Source organism: Halopseudomonas xiamenensis (assembly GCF_014219065.1).
Taxonomy (GTDB): Bacteria; Pseudomonadota; Gammaproteobacteria; order Pseudomonadales; family Pseudomonadaceae; genus Halopseudomonas; species Halopseudomonas xiamenensis.
In genome coordinates, this window is the sequence record NZ_JACLGO010000001.1 from 86,635 (window position 1) to 111,445 (window position 24,811).

19 protein-coding genes and 1 pseudogene are annotated in these 24,811 nt (G+C 65.3%); 6 read left to right on the forward strand and 14 right to left on the reverse strand.

Features of this window, described 5'->3' with window-relative positions:
* Positions 1-3 precede the first annotated feature (3 nt).
* From H6X51_RS00465 to glgA, 5 genes are read right to left on the reverse strand one after another with little or no spacing between them, the layout of a single operon-like run.
* Positions 4-348, reverse strand: a complete 345-nt coding sequence (locus H6X51_RS00465) for a DUF2934 domain-containing protein (RefSeq protein WP_185265553.1) — start codon at positions 346-348, stop codon at positions 4-6.
* Positions 345-3,116: a malto-oligosyltrehalose synthase gene (treY, locus tag H6X51_RS00470; RefSeq protein WP_185265554.1), complete on the reverse strand. Its 2,772-nt coding sequence runs from the start codon at positions 3,114-3,116 to the stop codon at positions 345-347. The genes H6X51_RS00465 and treY overlap by 4 nt, the downstream gene beginning before the upstream one ends.
* The gene (malQ, locus tag H6X51_RS00475; RefSeq protein WP_185265555.1) at positions 3,109-5,178 is read right to left on the reverse strand and encodes a 4-alpha-glucanotransferase; all 2,070 of its coding nucleotides are present in this window, start codon (positions 5,176-5,178) and stop codon (positions 3,109-3,111) included. The genes treY and malQ overlap by 8 nt, the downstream gene beginning before the upstream one ends.
* Positions 5,175-6,938: a malto-oligosyltrehalose trehalohydrolase gene (gene treZ / locus H6X51_RS00480; protein WP_185265556.1), complete on the reverse strand. Its 1,764-nt coding sequence runs from the start codon at positions 6,936-6,938 to the stop codon at positions 5,175-5,177. The genes malQ and treZ overlap by 4 nt, the downstream gene beginning before the upstream one ends.
* A complete protein-coding gene (gene glgA / locus H6X51_RS00485; RefSeq protein ID WP_185265557.1) occupies positions 6,926-8,497 on the reverse strand; it encodes a glycogen synthase GlgA in 1,572 nt (523 codons plus the stop codon). Before glgA ends, treZ begins: the two co-directional genes overlap by 13 nt.
* Positions 8,498-8,743: 246 nt before the next feature.
* Between glgA and H6X51_RS00490 the strand changes: the two genes are divergently transcribed.
* Positions 8,744-9,241, forward strand: a complete 498-nt coding sequence (locus H6X51_RS00490) for a CinA family protein (RefSeq protein ID WP_185265558.1) — start codon at positions 8,744-8,746, stop codon at positions 9,239-9,241.
* Positions 9,242-9,246: 5 nt separating this feature from the next.
* On the opposite strand, the gene H6X51_RS00495 is transcribed toward H6X51_RS00490, so the two are convergent.
* A complete protein-coding gene (locus H6X51_RS00495) occupies positions 9,247-9,651 on the reverse strand; it encodes a hypothetical protein (RefSeq protein ID WP_185265559.1) in 405 nt (134 codons plus the stop codon).
* A gap of 185 nt (positions 9,652-9,836) precedes the next feature.
* Between H6X51_RS00495 and H6X51_RS00500 the strand changes: the two genes are divergently transcribed.
* Positions 9,837-10,001, forward strand: a complete 165-nt coding sequence (locus H6X51_RS00500) for a con-10 family general stress protein (protein ID WP_105646280.1) — start codon at positions 9,837-9,839, stop codon at positions 9,999-10,001.
* Positions 10,002-10,146: 145 nt separating this feature from the next.
* The gene (locus H6X51_RS00505; protein WP_185265560.1) at positions 10,147-10,848 is read left to right on the forward strand and encodes an FKBP-type peptidyl-prolyl cis-trans isomerase; all 702 of its coding nucleotides are present in this window, start codon (positions 10,147-10,149) and stop codon (positions 10,846-10,848) included.
* Between the two features lie 307 nt (positions 10,849-11,155).
* Here the strand turns inward: H6X51_RS00505 and H6X51_RS00510 are convergent.
* Together H6X51_RS00510 and H6X51_RS00515 are read right to left on the reverse strand one after the other, a co-directional pair.
* Positions 11,156-11,875: pseudogene (locus H6X51_RS00510) on the reverse strand (EAL domain-containing protein); the annotation flags it as partial.
* A gap of 96 nt (positions 11,876-11,971) precedes the next feature.
* Positions 11,972-14,095, reverse strand: coding sequence for a carboxy terminal-processing peptidase (locus tag H6X51_RS00515; RefSeq protein WP_185265562.1), 2,124 nt, complete (start codon positions 14,093-14,095; stop codon positions 11,972-11,974).
* Between the two features lie 102 nt (positions 14,096-14,197).
* Between H6X51_RS00515 and H6X51_RS00520 the strand changes: the two genes are divergently transcribed.
* Positions 14,198-15,148, forward strand: coding sequence for an NAD(P)H-quinone oxidoreductase (locus H6X51_RS00520; RefSeq protein ID WP_185265563.1), 951 nt, complete (start codon positions 14,198-14,200; stop codon positions 15,146-15,148).
* A gap of 299 nt (positions 15,149-15,447) precedes the next feature.
* On the opposite strand, the gene H6X51_RS00525 is transcribed toward H6X51_RS00520, so the two are convergent.
* From H6X51_RS00525 to minC, 5 genes are all read right to left on the reverse strand, one after another.
* Positions 15,448-16,740 carry a M18 family aminopeptidase gene (locus H6X51_RS00525; protein ID WP_185265564.1) on the reverse strand — a complete coding sequence of 431 codons (1,293 nt, stop codon included), beginning with the start codon at positions 16,738-16,740 and terminating at the stop codon, positions 15,448-15,450.
* Between the two features lie 15 nt (positions 16,741-16,755).
* Positions 16,756-17,391: an RluA family pseudouridine synthase gene (locus H6X51_RS00530; protein WP_185265565.1), complete on the reverse strand. Its 636-nt coding sequence runs from the start codon at positions 17,389-17,391 to the stop codon at positions 16,756-16,758.
* A 39-nt stretch (positions 17,392-17,430) separates the two neighbouring features.
* Positions 17,431-17,688: a cell division topological specificity factor MinE gene (gene minE / locus H6X51_RS00535; RefSeq protein ID WP_185265566.1), complete on the reverse strand. Its 258-nt coding sequence runs from the start codon at positions 17,686-17,688 to the stop codon at positions 17,431-17,433.
* Between the two features lie 2 nt (positions 17,689-17,690).
* Complete coding sequence (gene minD / locus H6X51_RS00540; protein WP_185265567.1) at positions 17,691-18,497, reverse strand: septum site-determining protein MinD; 807 nt, start codon at positions 18,495-18,497, stop codon at positions 17,691-17,693.
* Positions 18,498-18,643: 146 nt separating this feature from the next.
* The gene (gene minC, locus H6X51_RS00545) at positions 18,644-19,414 is read right to left on the reverse strand and encodes a septum site-determining protein MinC (protein WP_185265568.1); all 771 of its coding nucleotides are present in this window, start codon (positions 19,412-19,414) and stop codon (positions 18,644-18,646) included.
* 130 nt (positions 19,415-19,544) lie between these two features.
* Here minC and H6X51_RS00550 point away from each other — a divergent pair, with 130 nt between their 5' ends.
* Together H6X51_RS00550 and H6X51_RS00555 are read left to right on the forward strand one after the other, a co-directional pair.
* A complete protein-coding gene (locus H6X51_RS00550; RefSeq protein ID WP_185265569.1) occupies positions 19,545-20,507 on the forward strand; it encodes a lipid A biosynthesis lauroyl acyltransferase in 963 nt (320 codons plus the stop codon).
* The gene (locus H6X51_RS00555) at positions 20,507-21,688 is read left to right on the forward strand and encodes a patatin-like phospholipase family protein (protein ID WP_235991185.1); all 1,182 of its coding nucleotides are present in this window, start codon (positions 20,507-20,509) and stop codon (positions 21,686-21,688) included. The genes H6X51_RS00550 and H6X51_RS00555 overlap by 1 nt, the downstream gene beginning before the upstream one ends.
* A 176-nt stretch (positions 21,689-21,864) precedes the next feature.
* Here the strand turns inward: H6X51_RS00555 and rapA are convergent, their stop codons facing one another.
* Positions 21,865-24,708, reverse strand: a complete 2,844-nt coding sequence (rapA, locus tag H6X51_RS00560) for an RNA polymerase-associated protein RapA (RefSeq protein WP_185265570.1) — start codon at positions 24,706-24,708, stop codon at positions 21,865-21,867.
* Positions 24,709-24,811: the final 103 nt, after the last annotated feature.

A 24,811-nucleotide genomic window follows, 5' to 3' on the forward strand; every position in this document is an offset into this window, starting at 1 on the left:
GGATTACTCTCGCTGATCCGCGTCGGGGTTGCCCGGTTCGGTGATCTTGGTGGTGCGGGTGATGGCCTGGCGTCGTGGTCGTGATGGCTTCTTCGCCGCCGCCGGTTTCTCCAGTAGCGCTGGTTTCTCCTGTCGGCTTGCCTCCTCGGCTGGCGCCGTGGCGGGCTTGGCGCGGGGTTTGCGGGTGGCGGGCTTTTTCTTCGGCGCCGGCTGCAGGTCGCCCTGCTGTTCGCTGTGCAGCAGCTTGCAGGCCATCTGCCAGTGCCGTTGCTCCTGGCCGGAGGGGCGGCCTTCGCTTTCCCATATCTGGTAGGCCAATTCGCGGATACGCTGTTGATCTTGGTTCATGGGGTCGGTTCCTGGGGTTTGGCGGTAACGAGAAGGTTCACCGGCATGCTGGCCAGCAACTCGCCCAGCGGCACAGCGGGCCCGCTGCTGACCGCGGTGCCGGTCAGCGCGCTGACCAGTGGGGTATTCGGCAGGTCGATCAGGGTGTCGTCCCAGCGCTCGGCGGGAATCAGCGGCTGTTCGCTGTCACCGAGCAGTGGCGCGGCGAGGCGGGGGACTATGCTGATTGCCAGTTGCTGCCCGTGCCGTCGGCAGAAGGCGATAACCCGATTGGCATGCCGGCCCTGCAGTGCCAGTGGCTGGTAGTCGCCATGGCTGAACAGCGCCGGTTGGCGGCGGCGGGCATCGAGTACCTGGGCGATCAGCCATTGCTTGATGCGGCCATCGCGCCAATGCTGCAGCAGCTCGGCGGGGCTGACCGGCTGGTCAAGGGTGTGGCGCCGCCGGTGGTAGTCGACCGGCCGGCGATTGTCCGGATCGACCATGCTGAAATCCCAGTACTCGCAGCCCTGGTACAGGTCGGGCACGCCGGGCGTGGTCATGCGCAGCAGGCACTGGGCCAGGCTGTTGAGCGCGCCGTTGCAGGCCGCGAGGTTAACCGCATGGGCCAGCGCGCGGCGCAGCTCGGTACCTTCACGGCTGGTCATCAGCCGCTGCAGGAAGTCATGACAGGCCTGCTCGTAGGCGCTGTCCGGTGCGGCCCAGCTGGTGCGCAGCTTGGCCTCGCGCAGGGCCTTCTGCTGCCAGTTCAGGACCCGCTGGACGAACGCCGCGCAGCCCTCGGCATGCTCCGGGTCCAGCTCCAGCGGCCAACTGCTGAACAGGGTCTGGTAGAGCATCAGCTCATCGGCGGGCGAGGGTGCCGGCTGCTCATCGACCAGCGAGCGCAGTGGCTCGGCCAGCTTGTGCCAGAAGCGCACCTGGATGCCGAACCAGGGGGCGTGTTCGCTGACCACCGCCAGCCGCGCGCGGGCATCCTCGCCGCGCTTGTGGTCATGCGTGGCGGTGGCCAGCAGACCCAACGGGAAGCGCTCGGCCTGCTCGCTGCAGTGGGCATGGAACTCTTCGGCAGTGGCACTGAAGCGCTGCGGATCGAAGCCGACGTCGTTGCGTGACAGCAGCACCGCCGAGCGGTAGCAGGCGGTGTCCTCCACCGCCTTGGCCGCGACCGGCGCGGTCAACTGGTGGAAGCGTGCCAGCAGGCGGCGCTGGAAACGCCGCCTGGGGCCGGCCGGGCTGGCGTGCAGCGGTTCACCGCCGAGCCAGCGCTGCAACTGCGCCAGTGCCGGCCAGTCATTGCTGCCCAGTTCCCTGCGTGCGCCGGCCAGCGCCTGCTCGAACAGCCGCTGGTCCTGGGCAGAGGGGCCGCAGACCCAGGTATAGGTGCGATACACTGGATAATGCACGACCAGTGCGCGCAACGCGCGGCGTAGCGTGCCGAGGCCCAGGTCGCGGCTGGCCAGACTGCTGCGGGCCAGGCGCAGCAGGGCCTGGGCCAGGGTCTCCAGGTCCGCGGCCAGCGAGCCGTCCAGCACCAGCCGGCGCGCGGCGCGGGCCTCCTCGGTGAAATCCGCGCTGCGGCCGCTGAGCGAGTGCCACAGCTCGGCCAGTTCGGCCTGGCCGTTGAGGTCGTGCTGCAGCAGCGAGACCCGGTTCATGAACTCGTAGCCGGTGGTGCCATCGACCAGCCAGTCGCCGGACAGCTGCTCGTCGGCAGCGAGGATCTTCTCTACGTAGATCGGAAAATGCTGTCGCGGGTCGGGCAGCAGGCGCTGGATACGCCGGCGCAGCCGCCGGCAATAGGCCCGGGGGTTGGCCAGCCCATCGATATGGTCGATGCGCAGGCCATCCACCAGCCCGGCGGCGACCAGCTCGAAAACCTTGGCATGGGTGGCCTCGAACACCTGCGGCAGCTCGCTGCGCAGGCTGACCAGCTCGTTGACATCGAAGAAGCGTCGCCAGTTGATCTCGTCATTGGCGGTGCGCCAGCAGGCCAGGCGGTAGTGCTGGCGCTCCAGCAGTTCATGCAGGCGCCGGCAGCCCTGGGCGCTGCCGGGGTCGAAGCGCTGCAGGGCCTGGTCGATGGCCCTGGCGGTGTCGCCCCAGGCGATGGCCGCCAGCTCCTGGCGGATATCGGTGGCGATGCTCTGGGCGTCGAACTCGTCCTCCAGCGCCGCGCAGCGGTCGGCCAGGCGGGTCAGGGCGTCGAGGCCGGTATCCTGCAGCAGCGCCGGATAGCAGCTTATGGCCAGCGGCAGGCGGTGATCGAAGTGGCAGACCTGGAAGCTGCCGGCGGCGGCATCGAACTGCAGGCGGATCTCGCCTGCCTTGAGTGTGGTCAGGTAATCATCGCGCAGGATCGGCAGCAGCAGCCGGTCGCGCATGAACTCGTCATGCGAATGCCAGGTGATGTCGAAGAAGCTGGCGTAGGGGCTGGCGGCGCCCCACAGCAGGACGTCCTGCCACCACTGATTGCCGTTGTCCACCGCCATGTGGTTGGGCACGATATCCAGGATCAGCCCCATCTGCCGATGGTGCAGGGCGTCGGCCAGGCGCCGCAGGGCCGGCTCGCCGCCCAGTTCGGGATCGAGGCAGGTCGGGTCGATCACGTCGTAGCCGTGGCTGGAGCCGGGGCGTGCCTTGAGCAGCGGCGAGGCATAGATGTGGCTGATGCCCAGTCGGGCGAAGTAGTCGACCAGCGCCGTGGCATCATCCAGGGTGAAGCCGGGGTGGAACTGCAGGCGGACGGTGGCGCGTGGCTCAGTCATCGGACGGGTTCCTTTCACGACGCAGACGCTCCTGTTGCAGATGGTGCAGGCGCCGGCGTACCGGGGCAGCATCCAGCATCTCGGCGGCGGCCTGCGGCCAGCGCCGCCGCCAGTTCGGATGGACCGCGGAGCCGGGCAGGTTGGGCTGTTCTGCGGCACCCATCACATCCTCCAGTGGCAGCAGCACCAGCGGCGCCGGGGTACGGCCGAGAAAGTGGATGCTGGCGTCCAGCCGCTGGCTGGCGCTGGCGCCCGGGTCCAACAGCCCTTCCTGTCGCAGGGCGCTGTCCAGCACAAGAACCTGCTCATCACGCAGTTGCCGGTCACGGCGGGCCTGCTGCGGCTGCAGCTCGCCGCCCTGCAGGCGCCAGTCGATATCGCGGCCGCTGAACCAGCCGCTCAGGGTCGGCAGGTCATGGGTACCACTGGTGGCCAGGGCCTGGTTGGACCACTGCGCCGCCGCGGGCATATGGTCGTCATCCTGCTCGAACAGCAGCACGTGCATACCGAGGATGTTGCGTTCGGCGAGCAGTTGCTGCAGGCCAGCCGGCACGGTACCGAGGTCCTCGCCGATGATCAGCGCGCGGTGCCGCCAGGCCTCCAGGGCCAGCAGGCGCAGCAGGTCGTCCAGCGGATAACTGAGGTAGGCGCCGTCAGCCGGATGGGCGCCGTCGGGGACGATCCACAGTCGTTGCAGGCCCATGATGTGATCGATGCGAATGCCGCCGGCCTGGGCCAGGTTGGCCCGCAGCATGGCGATGAAGGCGCTGTAGCCGTTGCGTTTGAGGTCCAGCGGCGAGAACGCCGCCACGCCCCAGTCCTGGCCGTCGCGGTTGAGCAGGTCCGGTGGCGCGCCGACACTGACCCGGCCGAGCAACTGCTGCTGGCAGGCCCAGCCGAAGCTGCCGCTGGGGTCGGCACCGATGGCCATGTCGGCAATCAGGCCGATGCCCATGCCGGCGCTGCGCGCCTGTTGCTGGACCTGAGCCAGGCAGCGCACCGCCAGCCATTGGCCGAAGGCGTGGAACTCCAGCTCGGCGGCATGCTCCTCGGCGAAGCGGCGCACCGTTGGCGAATCCGGTTCGCGCCAGGCCATGGGCCACCGGCGCCAGTCGTCACCATGGCCGGCCGCCAGCAGGTGCCGTTGCAGGGTTTCATGGCAGCAATGCAGCTGCAGCGTATCACCGCCTTCGCGGCGAAAGCGCTGGAAGTCCTCCCGTAGCGCGCTGGGTGCCTCGGCGAACTGGCCATGCAACTGGCGCAGCAGCTCAAGGCGCAGCGCCGTCACTGCCGGCCAGTCGATCAATTCCTGCTGTTCCAGGGTTCGAGCCAGGGCGCTCAATTGGCATCGCTCCATGGCGCGCTGCACCGCCTCGGTACCGAGGATCTGTTCCGGCGCGGCATGCAGGATATTGAGCAGCGAGCGGCTGGACGGGGAATAGGGGCTGTATTGCTCGGGGCGGCAACTGAACATGGCGTGCAACGGGCTGATGGCCAGGGCGTCGGCACCCTGGTCGGCGGCGCTCAGGGCCAGGTCCAACAGTGCGGCAGTATCGCCCAGCCCGCCATCGCCGGGCCGGCGCAGCGAATAGACCTGCGCGGCGATACCCCAGATAGACTGTCGGTCGCCGGTCAGCTCGGCGACCGACGGGCAGGCCGGCGGGGCGCAGGCCAGTTGCCACTGCTGCTCGCCACAGCTCAGTTGGTGATAGCCGCAGGGCAGGGCGGGTAGATGGCCGTGGCGGTCGACCTGCGTGCTGATAGTGTCGCCATCTTCCTGGGCGATCTGGCAGTGGCTGCCCGGCGCCAGCCGCTGGCGGACATCGATCGGTTGTCCGGCATTGCATACTAGCAGCGGCCCCTGCTCGGCCTCGCGCCGCAGTTGGCGGGCCCTGGCCAGGCTGGCGTCGAGCTGCGCCGGCGTATCGGCGGGTAACTGCAGCGCCTTGAGTACCCCACGCAGGGCCTGCTCGCCGAGGCTGGTCGAGTGGCCGTGGGCGTCGGTCCACTGGCAGAGTATGCCGACTTCCTCGGCCAGTTGAGACAGCAGGCGGGCGTTCATGTCGCCGGGTCCAGAATGGCCCTCGTGCTGTAGCCCGGCAGCAGGCCCGGGTCCCGCGACAGGCTGGCACGATAGTCGTGGATTACCGTGGTGCCCGGGTCGGGTGCCGCTACCGCCACAGCATGCTCGGACAGGTTCAGGTCGATACGCAGGCGGCTGCCGTCACCCAACCGCCAGCACGCCGAGACCGCCTTCTCGCCGAGGATATGGGTGCCATCGGACAGGCTGCCGGGCAGGCGCGGTACTATGTGCGCGTGGCGCAGGCGCAGCAGGCTGCGGTAGCAGGCCAGCCAGTCCTCCTGCAGGGTCGGGTTGCCCTGGCTGCGATCCGGTACCGAGCTGAGGTAGGTGGCGGCGACGTTCGGGTCCGGAATGCGCTGGCGCAGGGCCTCATCGGCAAAGGCGGCGAAATCGGCGAACTCGTTGCGTCGGCCTTCACGCACCGCCTTGCCCAGTTCCTGGTCGTGGTCGGTGAAGAACAGGAATGGCTGTTCGCAACCCCATTCCTCGCCCATGAACAGCAGCGGAATCATCGGGCACAGCAGCACCAGACCCAGTGCGGCCTTTATCGCGCGGTGGTCCGCCAGGTTGATCAGGCGCTCACCGAGGGCACGGTTGCCGACCTGGTCATGGTTCTGCAGGAACAGGATGAAGGCAGTCGGCGGCAGATGGCCGCTGGGTTCGCCGCGCAGGCCGCCGCCACGGCTGGTCTCGCCCTGGTAGATGAAGCCCTCCTGCAGGCAGCGCGCCAGCTTGATGGTGGTGTCCCGGGCAAAATCGCTGTAGTAGCTTTCGCTTTCCCCGGTCAGCAGCACATGCAGGGCATGGTGGCCGTCGTCGTTCCACTGGGCGTCATAACCCTGGTTGAGCAGGCTGGCCTGGTTGCGCTCGTTCTCCAGCATCAGGTGCACCTGGCGGCCATCGGGCACGGCGCTGCGCACGCGCTGGGCCAGGGTCCTGAGGAAATCCGCATCGCGGATGGCATGCACCGCATCCAGGCGCAGGCCGTCGATACGGTAGTCCAGCACCCACATCAGCGCATTCTCACAGAAGTAGTCGCAGACCTGCGCGGCGCGGAAGTCGATGGCTGCGCCCCAGGGCGTCGGCTGGTCCTGGCGGAAGAAGCCGCTGGCGTACTCGCCGAGGTAATTGCCGTGGGGGCCGAAGTGGTTGTAGACCACATCCATGAACACCATCAGGCCCTGGGCGTGGGCACTGTCGATCAGTTGCCGCAGCTCATCGGGCGTGCCGTAACTGGCCTGCGGGGCGAACGGGAACACGCCGTCGTAACCCCAGTTGCGCTGTCCCGGACACTGGCTGACCGGCATCAGCTCGATGGCGGTGATACCCAGTTCAAGCAGCTCCGGCAGCCGCGCCTGGATGCCGGCAAAACCACCGCAGGCGCCCGGATGCAATTCATAGATGACCGTTTCATGCCAGGGCCGGCCCTGCCATTGCCGGCATTGCCAGACGAAGGCATCGGGATCGATCACACAGCTGGGTCCATCCACGCCCTGGGGTTGATAACGCGAAGCGGGGTCGGGTACCGACAGCTGGCCGTCGATCAGGAACCGATAGGCGGTGCCGGCACCGCAGCTGACCCGGGCGCTGTACCAGCCATCATCCTGGTGGTGCAGGGTGTGCACGCTGCCATCGCCAAGGCGCACGGCGACGCTGTGGGCATCGGGTGCCCACAGGGAAAAGCTGGTGGCGCCATCGGGCTGCAGCGTGGCTCCATGCAGGCGGGTCAGGTCGTGCATGCGCGCGCTCTCCTGCCGGGCACAGGCCCTCGGGCAAAGGAGTCATACGTACGCTCGATCAGTCTGCGATAGAGTCGGTCATAGGGCTTCACCGACTGGTGCCAGTACAGCGGCGCCGCCATCGCCTTGCAACGCATGGCGTTGAGCAGCACCGGATGACGGTGCACGTTCAGCGCTCGGCGAATGGCCTGCAGGTAGCTGTCGGTGGTCGGCTCGCGGAACAGGAAGCCGGAGACGCCGTCCTCTATGGTATCGGCCAGGCCGCCGGTGCGCCGGGCGATCGGCAGGGAACCGTAGCATTGGGCGTAGATCTGACTGAGGCCGCAGGGTTCATAGCGCGATGGCATCAGCAGGAAGTCGCTGGCGGCGATGATGCGCCGCGCCTCGGTCTCGTCGAACTGCAGGTTGACGCCGACCCGGCCGGGATAGCGCTGGCTCAATTCCTCGACGCGGCGCTCCAGCGCGCGCTCACCCTGGCCGATGATGGCGATGCGGCCGCCGCCGGCGACGATGCTGTCCGCCGCCTCTATGGTCAGGTCGATACCCTTCTGGTGCACCAGGCGCGAGACTACCGCGAACAGCGGCGCATCCTGCCGGGCAAACCCGAAGGTCTGCTCGACGTAATGCCGGTTGGCCTGCTTGCCCTGCCACTGGCCGGGAGCGAAGCCCTGCACCAGACGCGGGTCGCTGCGTGGCTGCCAGCTGGTATCGATACCGTTGACGTAGCCGCACAACAGCCCCTCGTCGGCCTTGCGCCGCAGTAGCCCTTCGAGGCCGCAACCGAAGGCCGGGGAGGTGATCTCGTGGGCGTAGGTGTGGCTGACGGTGGTGATCTGTGTGGCGTAGTTGATACCGGCTTTGAGGAACGACAGCTTGCCGTAATATTCCATGCCGTCGGTGTGCAGTGCCTCTTCGGGCAGGCCCAGTTCGACGCGGCTTTCCGTGGAACACAGGCCCTGGTAGGCGAGGTTGTGGATGGTGAACACGCAGGGTACCTGCTGGCCGCGCCAGGCCATGTAGGCCGGCGTCAGCCCGGTCGGCCAGTCGTTGGCATGCACCAGGTCTGGTCGCCAGTTGTGTACGCCCAGGCCATCGGCGATGTTGGCCGCCGCCAAGGCCAGGCGGGCGAAGCGGATATGGTTGTCCGGCCAGTCGATACCCTCGCTGTCGCCGTAGGGGTTGCCCTCCCGGTCATACAGTTGCTGGCACAGCACCACGTAGACGATGAGCTGGTCGGACAGGGTGATCTGGCCGATCAGGCAGGGAGGGATGGCACCGTGGCCGGGCAGCTTGCCGACCACCCGGATCGGTAGCCCGCTCTGGATCACCTGGCGGTAGCCGGGGATCAGTACCCGTACCGAATGATGTTGCCCCAGCGCGCGGGGCAGGGCGGCGGACACATCACCCAGTCCGCCAACCTTGACCAGGTCGGTGAGTTCGGAGGTGACGAAGAGGATATTGTGGCCAGTCTCTCCTGGCGGCGAGGGCTGCACCTGGATTTTCGTTGAGGTGCGCTTGAATGACTTTTCGGGCAGGATCGCCGCCTCAGCATTTCCCATGACATCCTCCAAACCGTTTGTTTCTCTGGGAGTGTTGGTACCTGATCACAAGCGCTTTGGTCGGGATCATCCGCCGCAGCAGATCAGAAGGTGTGGATAGCCATCCCTCAATTCAGTGACTGGTTGGGTTTGCAGAAGTTTCGACTTTTTTTGCCTCTGGCGCGTGGCGGCAAGCGGGAACTTAAGGGCTCGGTACTCGGCTCTAAGCAGGTAGTGTGAATGCCGGGCCGGGGAAGGTGACTGAGCATGCAGAACCTGCAGCAGGTGGTGGATTTTCTTGAGCGCAACGAACTGGTGCTGGCCACGGCCGAATCCTGTACCGCAGGGCTGATCGCCTCGCTGGTGGCCGAGGTGCCCGGCAGTGGTGCGGTGATGGAGTGCGGTTATGTGGTGTACGCCGTGCGCGCCAAGCGGGAGATGCTCGGGGTCAGCCTGGACACCATCGACAGCCATGGCCTGACCAGCGAACAGGTGGCCCGGGAAATGGCGCTGGGTGCCCTGCAACGCTGCGGTGCCGACGTGACTCTGGCCGATACCGGGCTGGCGGAGGCCGAAGGCGAGATGGATGGGGTCATCTGTTTCGCCTGCGCCATGCTGATCGACGGCCAGCCACGGGTCTTGAGTGAAACGCGCAAGTTCGCCGGTCAGCGCAACGAGGTGCGCAGCAAGGCGGCACGCCACGCCCTGCTGTCGCTGGAGAGGTACGTCGCCCAGCTGCGCCAGACACCAGCCCGGCAGTCCTGAAGCGCTTACCAGAACCCGGCGGGGTGGCGCTGGTTGATCACCGGCAGGTCCAGCGCGAAGCCATCGTGAAACAGCGTCACCAGTTGGGTATCGAGCACCATGTTGTTGATCGAGTCGAGACCGGCCTCCAGCGTGCGGGTGGTGCCATCGGCGGCGAAGTACAGTTGGTGCCGGACCTGACCGCCGCCGATATCGGCGCTGATGTGGTAATGGCTGGCATAGCCCTGATCGCTGGCCTTGAGCTCCAGGCACAGCTCGGGTGGCGCGCCACTGGTGTGTACCGTGGCACGCAGGCCGGCCTGGCGCGCGGCCAGTGCCGCCTGTTCGAACAGGGGGGCGGCCCTGCCCAGCAATATCTCGCCATAACGGCGGGCAAAGGCATCGGCGGGTGGCGGAGCGGATTCGGTCATGACGTACCTCGCTGGGGCAAGCGGATGAGAGGGTACAGAGTTGGACAGGCGAACCGCGATGGAGTTGTGCCGGCAAGCGTTGATCCGGCGGCTGGCAAAAATAACGCGAACCTCTTATCGGGCCTGCCCTCCAATGAAACAGGTGCCGTGCACCTGTATGTACAACCTGAGTGGAGGTCAAGCACATGACTCAACGTAGAGGTGGTAAAGGCAATTTTGCCGAAAATCCGCAACGTGCATCGGAAGCCGGCAGAAAGGGCGGTCAAGCCAGCGGTGGTAACTTCAAGAATAATCCGCAGCGTGCTGCGGAGGCCGGGCGCAAGGGTGGCCAGCAAAGCAGACGGACCTGAGGCAACGGCAAAGCGGGGGCTGCGGCCCCCGTTTTTTTGTGTCGAGTTTGCTGCAGACCTGCCCCTTCGCGGTAGCCGGCCTTGGTCTGCACTGTTATGCTTCGTGCTTTATTTTCGCCCGTCCGGGCTAGTCGAAGAGGTAAGCATGAAGCGGAATCTGCTGGCGGCCAGTATTGCACTCAGTATCGTTACCCTGGTGGGTTGCAGTGAAAAGGAACCCGAACTCACCACTTCCATCCAGCAGGCGTCCTACGGCATCGGCCTGAACATGGGCCAGAGCCTGTTGCAGGATGGCCTGGATGATGTGGATACCCAGGCCCTGGCGCTGGGGATGCGCGACGCGCTGGAAGGCAGCGAGGCCCGGGTCAGTGAAAAGGACCTGATCGCCGCCTTCGGTGAGTTGCAGGCCCGCGCCGAAGAGCGCGCCAATACCCAGAATGTAGAAGCCCTGGAAGCCAATACAGCCTTCCTGGCGGAGAATGCCAAGCGCGACGGCGTGATCACCACCGAGTCCGGCCTGCAATATGAGGTCATCGAATCCGGCGATGCCGACGGCGCCCAGCCGAAGGTCAGTGATGTGGTATCGGTTCACTACGAAGGCAAGCTCACCGATGGTACCGTATTCGACAGCTCGATCAGTCGCGGTGAGCCGATCGACCTGCCGGTCAGTGGCGTGATCCCCGGTTGGGTCGAAGCGCTGCAGCTGATGCGCGTCGGTGACAAGTGGAAGGTGACCATCCCCAGCGACCTGGCCTATGGCCCGGGTAGCCCCAGCCCGCTGATTCCGCCGAACTCGGTACTGGTATTCGACATGGAACTGCTGGGCATTCAGCAGGACGACGAGTAAGTCTCCGCGGAAGGTAACACTTGCTGAGGCCCGTGACAGACACTGCGGGCCTTGGAGTGTTACCGTTATGCACATTCCCCCGGTAACAGGCAAGCGACAATTTGCCACCTTTCTGATATTTCTTCCTTGATCTAACTGGCTGTTTTCTAAGGTTTTTGTGCCTGGTTAAAAAATGCGCAGAGCGTCTGGGAGCGCATCCGAACGGGTGTTTGCCTGCCTTTTGCAAACCTTGTTCACAGACTTATCCACAGGAATTGTGGGTAACCTGCGCAATGTGGCCTGCGCCGGCTATGGCGATGTTCCAGGCCTGCGGGCGGCCCAGCCAGAAACCCTGTACCATCTGCGCGCCCAACTGCTCCAGCACCGCCAGTTCCTCGCCCAGTTCCACCCCCTCGGCCACCACGCGGGCCCGCGAGGCTTCGGCCATGCGTAAGATCGAGCCGATGAATTCGCGCTTGAGCGGGTCCAGGTGGATGCCATCGATGAAGTAGCGATCGATCTTGACGTACTCGGGCATCATCTCCGTCCACAGGCGCAGGCCGGAATAGCCGGCACCGAGGTCATCGAGGGCGATGGAGAAGCCCATGCTGCGGTAATAGCGCAGCGCCCGTTGTAACAACTGATAGTCGTCGATCGGCGATTGCTCGGTCAGTTCGATCACTACCCGTTCGGGCGCCAGGGCCGCCTCATGCAGCATCTGCAGGGTGCGCCCGGAGGAGTGCTGGTGATCGAGCAGGGTTTCCGGCAGCACGTTGAGAAACAGCTTGCCGGGCAGTTGCCCCTCGGCAAAGCGCTGGATCGCCCGGCGCCGGCAGAGCATGTCCAGTTCCAGCAGCTTGCCGCACTGGCGGGCCACGGCGAACAGCGTGACCGGCGAATGCAACGGACTGTTGGAGGGGCCACGCGACAGCGCTTCATAGCCGATGATCCGCCTGCCCGCGGTGGCGAAAATCGGCTGGAACAGGGTGGAGATGGCGCCATTGTGGAGGATCTCGCACAACGCGGCCTGTTGTTCAAAGTGAGTCATAGGATGCCCAGACAGGTGAAAACTACCTTGCCCGGGCGGGACAACCCGGCAAGTTTCCTGCCGTGATTGTCCGCCTGTCAGATGACAGAAGTGTGACTAGCCAGCGCTGGCGACCTGCTGGCGCTTGATCTCCAGCAGGTCGATGAGGATGTGTCCGGTCTCGGCCAGGAACGGATCGTCCTTGTCATCGCTGTCCTTCTCTTCCAGCGGCGAGGGGATGCCGCTGCCGTCCATCAGCGGGTCTTCCTTGTCCAGCGCCGCCAGAGGTTCTTCGCCCAGCGCCTGGCGTCGGGTGTTTTCCATGGCCAGCAGCTTGTCCTCGAATTCCTTCTGTACGGCGCGACGCTTGGCCTCGTTCAACGGCAGGTACTCGCGCTCCTGCATGCTCCGGTTCAGGTCGATGCGGGCCAGGGTGTAGACGAACTCGGGGTCCTTGGCGGCGCGGGCCTTGTGCCGGTCGGTCAGCTGCGGGATCAGCGGCTGCAGGCCGTTATCGGCCTGGTAGCGGGCCGGCGGAATGGTATCCCAGGGCAGTGCGCGGGGCAGGGCGCTTTCGCCGATCTCGGCGGTTTCCAGCAGCGAGGGGTAGGCGATATCCGGTACCACGCCCCGGTTCTGCGTGCTCTGGCCGGAGACGCGGTAGAACTTGGCCAGGGTGAATTTCAGCTCACCATGGTTCAGCGGCTGGATGGACTGCACCGTGCCCTTGCCGAAGGTCGGCTCGCCGATCACCAGGCCCCGACCATAATCCTGTATCGCACCGGCGAAGATCTCCGAGGCGGAAGCCGACAGACGGTTGACGATCACTGCCAGCGGGCCATTGTAGGCGACCCCGGCATTGGGGTCGTCGAGCACCTGTACATCGCCCTTGCTGTCACGCACCAGCACGCTCGGCCCCTGGCCGATGAACAGGCCGGTCAGCTCGGTGGCTTCCTGCAGCGAGCCGCCGCCATTGTTGCGCAGGTCCAGTACGATGCCGTCGATATTCTGCTTCTGCAGGTCGCCGAGCAGCCGGCGCACATCGCGGGTGGTGCTGCGGTAGTCCGCGTCGCCACGGCGGTAGGCCTTGAAGTCGATGTAGAAGCCGGGCACCTCGATGACACCGATGCGGTAATCGTTGCCCTGCTCGTTGAACTCCAGCACCGAGGACTTGGCGGCCTGGTCTTCCAGCTTCACCGCCTCGCGTACCAGTGCCACTTCGCGGCTGGTCATGTCGCTCGGCGGGTTGCTCGCCGGGATCACCTCCAGGCGTACCGATGAACCCTTGGGACCACGGATCAGCTTGACCACTTCATCCAGGCGCCAGCCGACTACATCGACCATCTCGCCCTTGTCCTGGGCAACGCCGATGATGCGGTCGGCGGGGGACAGCTGCTTGCTCTTCTCCGCAGGTCCAGCCGGCACCAGACGGACGATCTTGGTGTAGTCGTTGTCGCTCTGTAGCACCGCACCGATGCCCTCCAGCGACAGACTCATGTTGATGTCGAAGTTCTCCGCATTATCCGGAGACAGGTACTGGGTGTGCGGGTCGTAGACCTGCGCCAGGGCGTTGATGTAGTTCTGGAAGATGTCTTCGCTGCGAGTCTGGTATAGGCGTTTCTGCTGGTTGGCATAGCGCTTCTCCAGCAGGTCCTGGATGGCGTCGGTTTCCCGCCCGGCCAGTTTCAGGCGCAATACCTCGTCCTTGATCTGCTGGCGCCAGAGGGTATGCAGGGCCTTTTCATCGGCCGGCCAGTCGGCCTCCTCACGGTCGATGAGGATATCCTGGTCACTGTCGAAATCCAGTTTGCCGACGCCTTCACGCAATAACTGCCGGGCGTAGGCCATGCGCTGGTCGGCACGCTGGATCTGCCGGGTGTGCATGGCGAAACCGACGCTCAGGTCACCGGCCAGCAGTAGGTCGTCGAGCTTATGCCGATACTCTTCGAAAGTATCGATATCGGCCGCGGTGAACAGGCTGCGCTGCGGGTCGAGCTGGCGCAGATAGGTATCGAATACCTCACTGGACAGCGCGTCATCCAGGCGGATGCGGTTGTAGTGATGGCGCCGCAGCAGCTCCACGGTATTGAGGCTGGCGATCATCTGCTCGCGTGTCGGTTGCAGGCTCTCCAGATCGAGAATGGGCATTGCGCTGTCGGCCGTGTCTGCGGCGAAGGCATTGGCGCCAAGGCTGAGCAGAGCGATCAGGCAGGACTTGCGCAAGAGGTTGGAAACTGTCATCAGAGGTATCGTGTCCGGAGAGGTGAGGGTATTCTTTAGTGCTCAAATGGAACCCTGAGGTTCCCTTTTCAAACCGATTCGACTGATAACTATGGGGGCACCGTGAGAGGATTGCAAGCTGTTGGCGGGGTACTGAGTTGGCGCACCGAAGGCGCGGTGGCACTGGCGCCGGGGCAGGTTCGGGTGGCCGTTCGCGCAGCCGGAATCAACCGTGCCGACCTGTTGCAGAAGGCCGGGCATTATCCGCCGCCGCCGGGCACCACCGATATCCTCGGGCTGGAATGCGCCGGCGAAGTCATCGAGGTATGCGGGCCGAGCCGCTGGGCGGTGGGTGACCGGGTATGTGCACTGCTGGCCGGTGGCGGCATGGCCGACGAGGTGGTAATTGATGCGCGGCACCTGCTGCCGGTACCCCAGGGCATGAGCTGGGAGGACGCGGCGGCGATCCCCGAAGTCTTCAGCACCGCCTGGCTGAACGTCTTCGAACTGGGCGCCGCGCAGCCCGGTGAGAAAGTACTCATTCACGCCGGTGCCAGTGGTGTAGGTACCGCTGCGATCCAGCTGTGCAAGGCCCTGGGCAATCCCTGCTGGGTCAGCCTGGGCAGCCAGGAGAAACTGGACACCTGCAAGGCGTTGGGCGCGCAGGGCGGGGTGCTGCGCCATGACGGCATTGCCAGCTTGAAGGATGCAGGCCCCTTCGATGTGGTGCTGGACCCGGTCGGCGCCAACTACGCACCGGATCATCTGGACCTGCTGGCGGTGGATGGCCGCTGGGTGGTGATCGGCCTGATGGGCGGCCGCGAGGCCACCCTGGACCTGGCCAAGTTGCTGGTCAAACGCCTGCAACTGACCGGCTCGACCCTGCGTACCCGCAGCGCGGACTTCAAGGCCGGGCTGCTGGAGCGGATGGAACAGCGTCTGTGGCCGTTGTTCGAGTCTGGGCAACTGAAGCCGTTGGTGGCCAGGACCTACTCCTTCGAGCAGGCAGAAGAAGCTTTCGCCGAGCTGGCCAGGGATCAGATTGTGGGCAAGATTGTGTTGGTGAAGGGGTAGGGGGCCTTCCCCTCTCCCCCGGCCCCTCTCCCGCAAGGGGCGAGGGGTGACTCGCGCCTGGGCCTGCGTGTTTGTCCTGTAGGCAATGGAGTATTCAGTGGCACTGCCGGGCATGCTGCGAGTCGCGATCACAATAGTCGCGTGGGGAGAAGCGTCGTTATATGGAGTGAGTCACCAATCAGGAATTTCTCACACACAATTCAAGCAGGAGATGCACAGCATACCCAGCGCGAGTCACCCCTCGCCCCTTGCGGGAGAGGGGCCGGGGGAGAGGGGGAGCGCTCAGGCTACCACCTCTACTACACCCGCTCACAATTCAAAAACGCCCCCAACACCCTGTGCAGATACTCCACATCCCTGACCCCCGCCAGCTCCCGAATCGAATGCATGGCAAAGGTCGGCGCGCCGATATCCACGGTGCGCACGCCCAGGCGGCTGGAGGTGATTGGGCCGATGGTGCTGCCGCAGCCCATGTCGCTGCGCACCACGAAGCTTTGCACCTGCACATCGACCTGCTGGCACAGGTGGCGGAACAGGGCGGCGGTTTCGCTGGTGGTGGCGTAGCGCTGGTTGCTGTTGATCTTGATCACCGGGCCGGCGTTGAGTTGCGGGCCGTGGTTGCCGTCGTGGCGGTCGGCGTAGTTGGGGTGGATGGCGTGGGCGTTGTCCGCCGAGACCAGTACCGAGCGCTGGATGCTGCGGATGCGCTGGCTGTCATCCGGCAGCAGGCGGCGCAATACGTCCTCCAGGAACGGGCCGTCGGCGCCGCAGCAGGAGGCGGAGCCGACTTCCTCGTGATCGGTGCAGACCAGCAGGCAGGCCTGTTGGCCATCGCTGTCGAGTAGCGCTTGCAGGCCAGCGTGGCAGGACAGCAGGTTGTCCAGCCGGGCGGCGGCGAGGAAGTCTCCGTCAAGCCCCACCAGCGCCGGGGCCTGGGTGTCGTAGAAGCTCAGTTCGTAGTCCAGAACCTGCAGCGGGCCATGGTCGGGATGGCGACTGTGCAGCTCGCTGGCCAGCAGGGCGCGCAGGTCGCGGTTCGGTTCGATGCTGTGCGCCAGTACCGGCGGCAGGTCGGTCTGCGGGTTGACCGCAAATCCGCTGTTGACGTCGCGGTTCAGGTGGATGGCCAGGCTGGGGATGATGGCGAGCGGGCGCTTGAAGTCGAGCAGCAGGTTATGCAACTGGCCCTGGTCATCGCGGCAGGTGACCCGGCCGGCCAGCGACAGGTCGCGGTCGAACCAGGGGGCGAGCAGCGCGCCGCCATAGACTTCCACGCCCAGTTGCCACAGGCCGTGGCGGTTCAGCTCCGGCTGCGGCTTGACCCGCAGGCAGGGGCTGTCGGTATGCGCGCCGATCATGCGCAGGCCATTGTCCAGCGCACCGGGCTGGCCGAGGCTGAAGGCGATCAGCGAGGACTGGTTGCGCAGCACGTAATAGCGCCCGCCCGGCTCCAGCGACCATTCATCGCGCTCATCCAGTTGCCGGTAGCCGGCGGCCTGCAGGCGCGCGGCCAGGCTGGCAGCAGCGTGGAAGGGGGTGGGCGAGGCCTGGATGAAATCGGCCAGGGACTGGCTGGCGGCACTGTGTGGCATGCGAACTCCTGTAGGTCAGAATGGGGCGGGGCAGTCGAAGACCATGCGCTCGCCGCTGCGCGGATGATTGATCTCCAGCCGGGCGGCGTGCAGCGCCAGGCGCGGGCAGGCTGCCAGTGCCTGCTCGTGGGCGTACAGCCGGTCGCCCAGCAGCGGGTGACCAATGCTGAGCATGTGTACGCGCAGCTGGTGCGAACGCCCGGTGATCGGGGTCAGTTCCACCCGGCAATGATTGGCGTGGCGTTCCAGTACGCGCCAGAAGGTCTGCGCCGGCTTGCCCAGTTCGTGGTCGACGATATGCCTCGGCTTGTTCGGGGGATCATAGCGCAAAGGCAGGTCGATATGCCCGGCGTCCGCCTGTGGCTGGCCCCAGCACAGGGCGATATAGGTCTTGCCGGTCTCGCGATCCTGGAACTGGCGCGACAGCTCGCGGTGGCTGTCCGGGTCGCGGGCGATCACCAGGATGCCGGAGGTTTCCCAGTCCAGCCGATGCACGATGCGCGCCTCCGGGTAGCCATTGTCCTGCAGGCGGGTGATCAGGCAGTCCTTGTTGTCCTCGGCGCGGCCGGGAACCGAGAGCAGAAGGGTAGGTTTGTTGACGATCAGAAAAGCCGGATCCTCATGGAGGATACCGATATGGGTCAGGGGCATGGGGGTACCGCAGCGCCGCCAGCGGGCGGCGCCTGTCTGTCAGCGTTCGGGCAGGGTGATGTTGAGTTCGAGAATCGAGCAGTCGTCCTGATTGTCCAGGGCGACGTGCACCTGCTCACGGTCGATCGGCACGTACTTGCTGATCACGTCGATGATTTCCTGCTGCAGCTGCGGCAGGTAGTCGGGCTGGCTGCGCTGGCCGCGCTCATGGGCGACGATGATCTGCAGGCGCTCCTTGGCCAGCGAGGCCGGGGAGTCCTGCTTCTTCTTGCGGCTGAAATAGTCGAAAAGACTCATCGTCATCCTCCGAACAGGCGCTTGAGCAGCCCTTTCTTCTGGGCTTCGAGGAAGCGGTGGGGGACTTCCTTGCCAAGCAGGCGTTCGACGGCGTCACTGTAGGCCTGGCCGGCGTCGCTCTTGTCGTCCATGATCACCGGGATGCCCTGGTTGGATGCCTTGAGCACCGCCTGGGATTCGGGAATCACACCCAGCAGTGGGATCGACAGGATGTCCTCGACATCGCTGACCGAGAGCATCTCGCCGTTTTCCACGCGCTCGGGGCTGTAGCGGGTCAGCAGCAGGTGCTCCTTGATCCGGTCGCCCTGTTCCGAGCGGCGCGATTTGCTCGACAGCAGGCCGAGCATGCGGTCGGAGTCACGCACCGAGGAGACTTCCGGGTTGGTCACGACGATGGCTTCGTCGGCGAAGTACATCGCCAGGTGCGCGCCTTTCTCGATGCCGGCCGGGGAGTCGCAGACGATGAAGTCGAAGGTTTCCTTGAGCTGGTCGAGTACGCCCTGCACGCCTTCCAGGGTCAGCGCATCCTTGTCCCGGGTCTGTGACGCGGGGAGGATATAGAGGTTGTCCGAGCGCTTGTCCTTGATCAGCGTCTGATTGAGATTGGAGTCGCCGTTGATCAGGTTGACGAAGTCATAGACCACGCGACGCTCGCAACCCATGATCAGGTCGAGGTTGCGCAGGCCGACGTCGAAGTCGACGATGACTGTCTTGTATCCACGCAGAGCGAGTCCGGTACCGATGGCAGCGCTGGTGGTGGTTTTGCCAACGCCCCCCTTGCCTGAGGTAATGACTAGGATCTTTGCCAAAATGACCTTCCTGACTGATCTTGAATGTAATTGTGCAACGCGCAAAAAGCCGGTCTTGAGCGCTGTTTCCGCTGCCGTGTCGGGGCTCCGTCAAGCGGCCTAAGGCCACGGCATACGGGTGTTTGCGAATGGTGCAACAGTATCTGTCAAAGGGCAGCTATCTTCAAGCTGTCACCGTCCAGGGAAATCTGTACCGCCTCCTTCCATTGCTGCCGACGCAGGTCCTCCGCCACCTTGTACTGGCCGGCCACCGAGACCAGTTCGGCCTCCAGTGACTGACAGAAGATACGCGCCTGGGTATCCCCGCGTACCCCCGCCAGCGCCCGGCCGCGCAGCGGGCCGTAGACATGGATATGCCCATCGGCCAGCAGCTCTGAGCCGGCACTGACCGGCGCCAGCACGATCAGGTCGCCGCCGGGGGCGTAGACCTGCTGGCCCGAGCGCACCGGCTGGGTGATGACCCGGGTCGGCGTGCCCTGGGCTGGCTGGGCTGCTGCGCCTGGCTTTTGCGCCGCGGCTGGTTGTTGGGCAACGGCTTGCGCTTCTGGTTCCGGAGCTTCCAGCACTTTCTCGCGGCCGCGGCCGGGCGGCAGCAATACCAGGCTGGCCTGCTGGGCCAGTGGGCGAAAGTCTTCCGGGCCGCGCAGGGCCACCGGCAGCAGGCCATGATCGCGGCAGATGCGCAGCAGGGCGATCAGGCCGGCGATATCCAGACGGTCGTCGAGCTTTTCCAGACTGATCAGCACCGGGGTGTCCTGGAAGAAGTTCGGTGCCTGCTCGACTTTTTCCGCCAGTTGCATGGCAAAGCGTTCCGGTGCCTGGCGCACCAGCTCCACCACGGTCATGGCCAGCATGCCACCCTTGAGATGGAACACCGGGTCGTTATCGAGAAGGTCGAGGTTTGCATCGGAAGTCATGGCAGATCCATAGAGCGTTTGGTGGGCACACTTATATAGCCTGAAAACGGCGACCGCAAGCCGAATGCATAAATGGGCGAGGCTTGGGTAGAATAAGCGTTTTCGACATTTTCCAGGAATGGCCCTGCTGATGACTCGTCCCGGCTTCAAGCCTGCATTGCTGCATCCCCGCTACTGGCTCATGTGGTTCGGACTCGGCCTGCTGTGGCTGGTGGTGCTGTTGCCCTATCCCGTGTTGTTGTGGCTCGGCCGGCTGCTGGGCCGTGGCATGTATCTGGTGATGCGCGAGCGCCGCGAGATCGCCCGGATCAATCTGCAACTGTGCTTCCCGCAATGGAGCGATAAGCGGCGCGCCGAAGTGCTGCGCGAGAACTTCGCCTCCAATGGCATTGCCCTGTTCGAGATGGCCATGGCCTGGTGGTGGCCGTCGCGGCGGCTGGCCAGGCTGGCGCGGATCGAGGGGTTGGAACATCTGCAGCAGGCAGCGGCGGCGGGGCAGGGCGTGGTGCTGATGTCGCTGCATTTCACCACCCTGGAGATAGGTGCGGCGCTGCTCGGCCAGCGGGTAACCATCGACGGCATGTACCGCGAGCACCGCAATGCGGCGTTCGACTATGTGCAGCGGCGCGGGCGTGAGCGTCACAACGCCGATGCCATCGCGGTGGAACGCGAGGATGTGCGCAGCATGCTCAAGTCGCTGCGCAAGGGCCGCGGCATCTGGTATGCCCCGGACCAGGACTACGGCCGTAAGGCCAGCGTGTTCGTGCCGCTGTTCGGCGTCAGCGCCGCCACGGTCACCGCCACCGCGACCTTCGCCCGCCTGGGCAAGGCACTGGTGGTGCCCTTTACCCAGACCCGCCTGCCCGGCGCCCAAGGTTATCTGCTGACCGTGCATCCGCCGCTGGAGGATTTTCCGGTGGGCGACGAGCAGGCCGATGCGCTGCGCATCAACCAGTGGGTCGAGCAGCAGATCGTGCAGCAGCCGGAGCAGTACATGTGGGTGCACCGGCGTTTCAAGACCCGTCCCGAGGGCGAGCCCAGGCCCTATCCCGAGCGTCAGCGCAAAAGGCGCAAGCGGCGGAGGAGCAACTGATGATGGTGGAGGCCGGGCCGTGCAGGGATGACTGCCTGGCATTGATCCTGTCCGGTGGTGGTGCCCGCGCCGCCTATCAGGTCGGGGTCATGGCGGCGCTCAGCGAGTTGACCCCGCAGAGTACGCCCAATCCGTTCCCGATCATCTGCGGCACCTCGGCCGGCGCGATCAACGCAGTGGCCCTGGCCACCCATGCCGGTAACCTGCATAAGGCGGCGGACAGCATGCTGGAGGTCTGGTCCGAGTTTCGCAGTCATCATGTCATGCGTACCGACTGGCCGGGGCTGCTGGGGCAGGCCTGGCGCTGGTCACGGACCAACCTGCTGGGCAGGTCCGGCGAAATGACCACCGCACTGCTGGACAACCGGCCACTGCGTGACCTGCTGGAGGCACGCATGCGCTTCGGTTGTATCGAGGAGGCGCTGCAGGCCGGCCAGTTGCGGGCGATCTCGGTGAGTGCCTTCGACTACCGGGCCTCGCAGACGGTGTGCTTCTACCAGGGCCGCGGGCGTATCACGCCGTGGCGCCGGCATCGCCGCATTGGTGTGCAGACGCGCCTGGGGCTGGACCACCTGATGGCCTCGACCGCCATTCCGCTGCTGTTCCCGCCGGTGCTGCTCAATCGCAGCTGGTATGGCGATGGTGCGGTACGCCAGCAGTCGCCGTTGAGCCCGGCACTGCATCTGGGAGCGAGTAAGATACTGGTGATCGGGGTGACGCATAATACCTCCGAAATACCGGTGGCCGGCCAGCCCGGCCCGGTACTGAAGACCCCGTCGCCGCCGAGCCTGGCACAGCTGGGCGGGCATCTGCTGCACAGTACCTTCATCGACAGCCTGGAAACCGACCTGGAACAGCTGGAGCGGATGAACCGGCTGGCGGCCTACCAGCCGTTCGCCATGCGTACCGGTGCCAACGGCATCCGCCATGTCGATGTACTGGTGATAGCGCCCAGCGAGCCGGTGGACCTGATCGCCGCCCGGCACCGCGATGCCTTGCCGGCGGGGTTGCGGATGTTCCTGCGCGGCAGTGGTGCGACCCGCAGCTCAGGCAGTGATCTGCTGAGCTACCTGCTGTTCGAGGCCGAATATTGCAACGAGCTGATCGAACTCGGGCGCCGCGATGCACTGGCCCGGGCGGAGGATCTGCGGCGTTTTCTGGGGATTCCGGCTATTGCCTGATGTGCAGGCGTAGCGCAGGCGCGCTACACCCCCGGGGGCACTACACCCCCGGGACGGGTGGCTGGGGTTTCGGGTTGTCGAGCCCCTGCTCGACGACAGCGCACTACCAGCCACACAGGTGTTGCCTGCCAGTGCGCAGGGTGTAGCGCGGGGGCGCTACAGCCCTTAGGGAAGTGTTATCCCACCACCAGAATGCGCAGCGCATCCAACCGGATCTTCGCCTGGCCCAACACCTCGATGCCCTGGGCGCGCTGGCGTTGCAGCGCATCGATCTCGCTCTGGCGTACCAGCGGGTTGACCTGCTGCAATGCCCTGAGTCGCTCGATCTCCTCATCCATGTCACTGGTGAAGCGCTGCGAGGCCTGCTCGACCAGTTCGTAATGCTGCAGGTCGGCCAGGGCTTCGGCGCGGTCGAGCAGGCGTTCGACGGTGTCGCGCTGGCTCTTGGCGATCTTGCTGGCCAGGTGCTTGGGCAGGCCGTCGATCTGTGCTTCCAGGGTTTCGAAGGCGACCTTGGCGGCCAGGTCGTTGCCGTTGATGTCGAGCAGGCAGCGTACCGGGGTCGGTGGCAGGTAGCGTTGCAGTTGCAGATTGCGCGGGGCGATCGCCTCGCTGACGAACAGGCATTCCAGGAGCATGGTGCCGGGTTTGAGCGCCTTGTTCTTGAGCAGCGCGACCGAGCTGTTGCCCATGCTGCTGGACAGCACCAGGTCCATGCCACCCTGCAGCATCGGGTGCTCCCAGGTGATGAACTGCATGTCCTCGCGTGACAGCGCGGTATCCCTGTCGTAGGTGATGGTCACGCCTTCGTCGTCACCCAGCGGGAAACCCGCATCCAGCATGCGTTCGCCGGGCCGCAGTACCAGTGCGTTGTCGGAATGGTCCTCGCTGTCGATGCCGAATACGTCGAACAGACGTTCCATATAGATGGGCAACTGGAAGTCGGCATCCTGTCCGGAGATGGCCTCGATCATCCGCTGCGCATCCCCACTCTGGCCGCGAGAGTGCAGCTCCAGCAGGCGGTCACGGCCGTTGTGCAGCTCGGTTTCCAGTTCGCTGCGGGCTTGCCTGGCCTGTTCGATCAGTTGTTGCCAGTCATCGCTCTGCGGGTGATCCAGTTGCTGCAGCAGTGCCGAGCCGAAGCGATGCTGCAGCGCGTTGCCGGTGGGGCAGGTGGCGCGGAAGGCATTCAGCGCCTGGTCATACCATTCGAACAGCTGCTGCTGGGCGGTCTCTTCCAGGTAGGGCACGTGCAGCTGGATGGTCTGCCGCTGGCCGATACGGTCGAGACGGCCGATACGCTGCTCCAGCAGGTCCGGATGGGCGGGCAGGTCGAACATCACCAGGTGGTGGGCGAACTGGAAGTTGCGGCCTTCGCTGCCGATCTCCGAGCAGATCATCACCTGCGCGCCGAACTCCTCGTCGGCGAAGAATGCCGCCGCGCGGTCGCGTTCGATGATGCTCATGCGCTCATGGAACACCGTGGCCGGGATGCCGCTGCGGATGCGCAGAGCATCGTCCAGGTCCAGGGCGGTTTCGGCGTGCGCGCAGATCACCAGTACCTTGCTGTGCTTGAGCATCTTCAGTGTGTCGATCAGCCAGTCGACCCGTGGGTCGTCCTGCCACCAGGCGGTTTCCGCCGGTTCGAACTCATCCTGCAGGCCGACTTCCGGGTACAGTGCGGCGCGGCCTTCCAGGTCCTGGTAGATCGGCGGGCAGGGCAGCGGGTAGGCGTGCAACTCGCGCTCGGGGAAGCCGCTGATCACCGCACGGGTGTTGCGGTACAGCACCCGACCGGTACCGTGCCGGTCCAGCAGTTGGCGGATCAGGCTGCGGCGGGACTCGTCCGCCGCCGCGCTGTCACCGTCCAGAGCGTCCAGCAGGGCGGTGGCGCTGTCGCCCAGCCATAGGCTGATGGCCTGCCGGTCGCTAGCGGCCAGTTGGCGGGTATCCAGCAGATGCTGCACCGCCTCGGCCACCGGCTGGTAGCGTGCGGCTTCCTCGCGAAACGCCTGCAGGTCGTGGAAACGATCCGGGTCGAGCAGGCGCAGGCGGGCAAAATGGCTGGCCTGGCCCAGTTGTTCAGGGGTGGCGGTCAGCAGCAGTACCGCCGGGATGCGCCCGGCCAGTTGCTCGACCAGGGCATATTCCGGGCTGGCCGCTTCCTCATGCCAGACCAGATGGTGTGCCTCGTCGACCACCAGCAGGTCCCAGTCGCTGGCCTGCAACCATTCGGTGGCCTTGGCATCTTCCAGCAGGAATTCCAGCGACACCAGGGCCAGTTGCTCTTCCTCGAAGGGGTTCTGCTCGGCCCCCTGGCAACGATCGCTGTTGAACAGGGCGAAACGCAGGTTGAAGCGGCGCAGCATTTCCACCAGCCACTGGTGCTGCAGGTTCTCCGGTACCACGATCAGCACGCGGCGTACCCGGCCGGTCTGCAGCTGGCGGTGGATGACCAGGCCAGCCTCGATGGTCTTGCCCAGGCCGACCTCGTCGGCCAGCAGTACCCGGGGCGCGATGCGGTCGGCGACATCCCGGGCGATATGCAACTGATGGGCTATCGGCTGGGTGCGTACCCCGGCCAGGCCAAGCAGGGGGGAGCGCTGGATGCGGCAGTAATGGCGCAGGCTCTCGTAGCGCAGGCCGAACCAGGGCAGGGGGTCGATCTGGCTGGCGAACAGGCGGTCGCTGGCCAGGCGGAACTGGATGAAGTTGTCCAGCATGGTTTCGCTGAACTCGTCATGGCTGCCGTCTTCACGCAGACCGCGATAGTGCAGCAGGCCGTCCTGCTCGCTGACGTCACTGACGGTCAGGCTCCAGCCTTCGTGATGGGTGATGCTGTCGCCGGGGCTGAAACGCACGCGGGTCAGCGGCGAGGTGCGGATGGCGTAGTGCCGGGTCTCACCGCTGGCGGGAAACAACATGACCACCAGGCGACCATCCTGTGATAACACCGTACCCAATCCCAGTTCCGCTTCGCTGTCACTGACCCAGCGTTGTCCCGGGGTAAATACTGTCATGCTCCACTCCTGCCCGTGCGTAAAGGGCGCTATGGTAACCGATACGGGTGTGCTCACAAACCGTTGGTAAAAAGCTGTGGTTGACGGCCGATAATATCGGTAC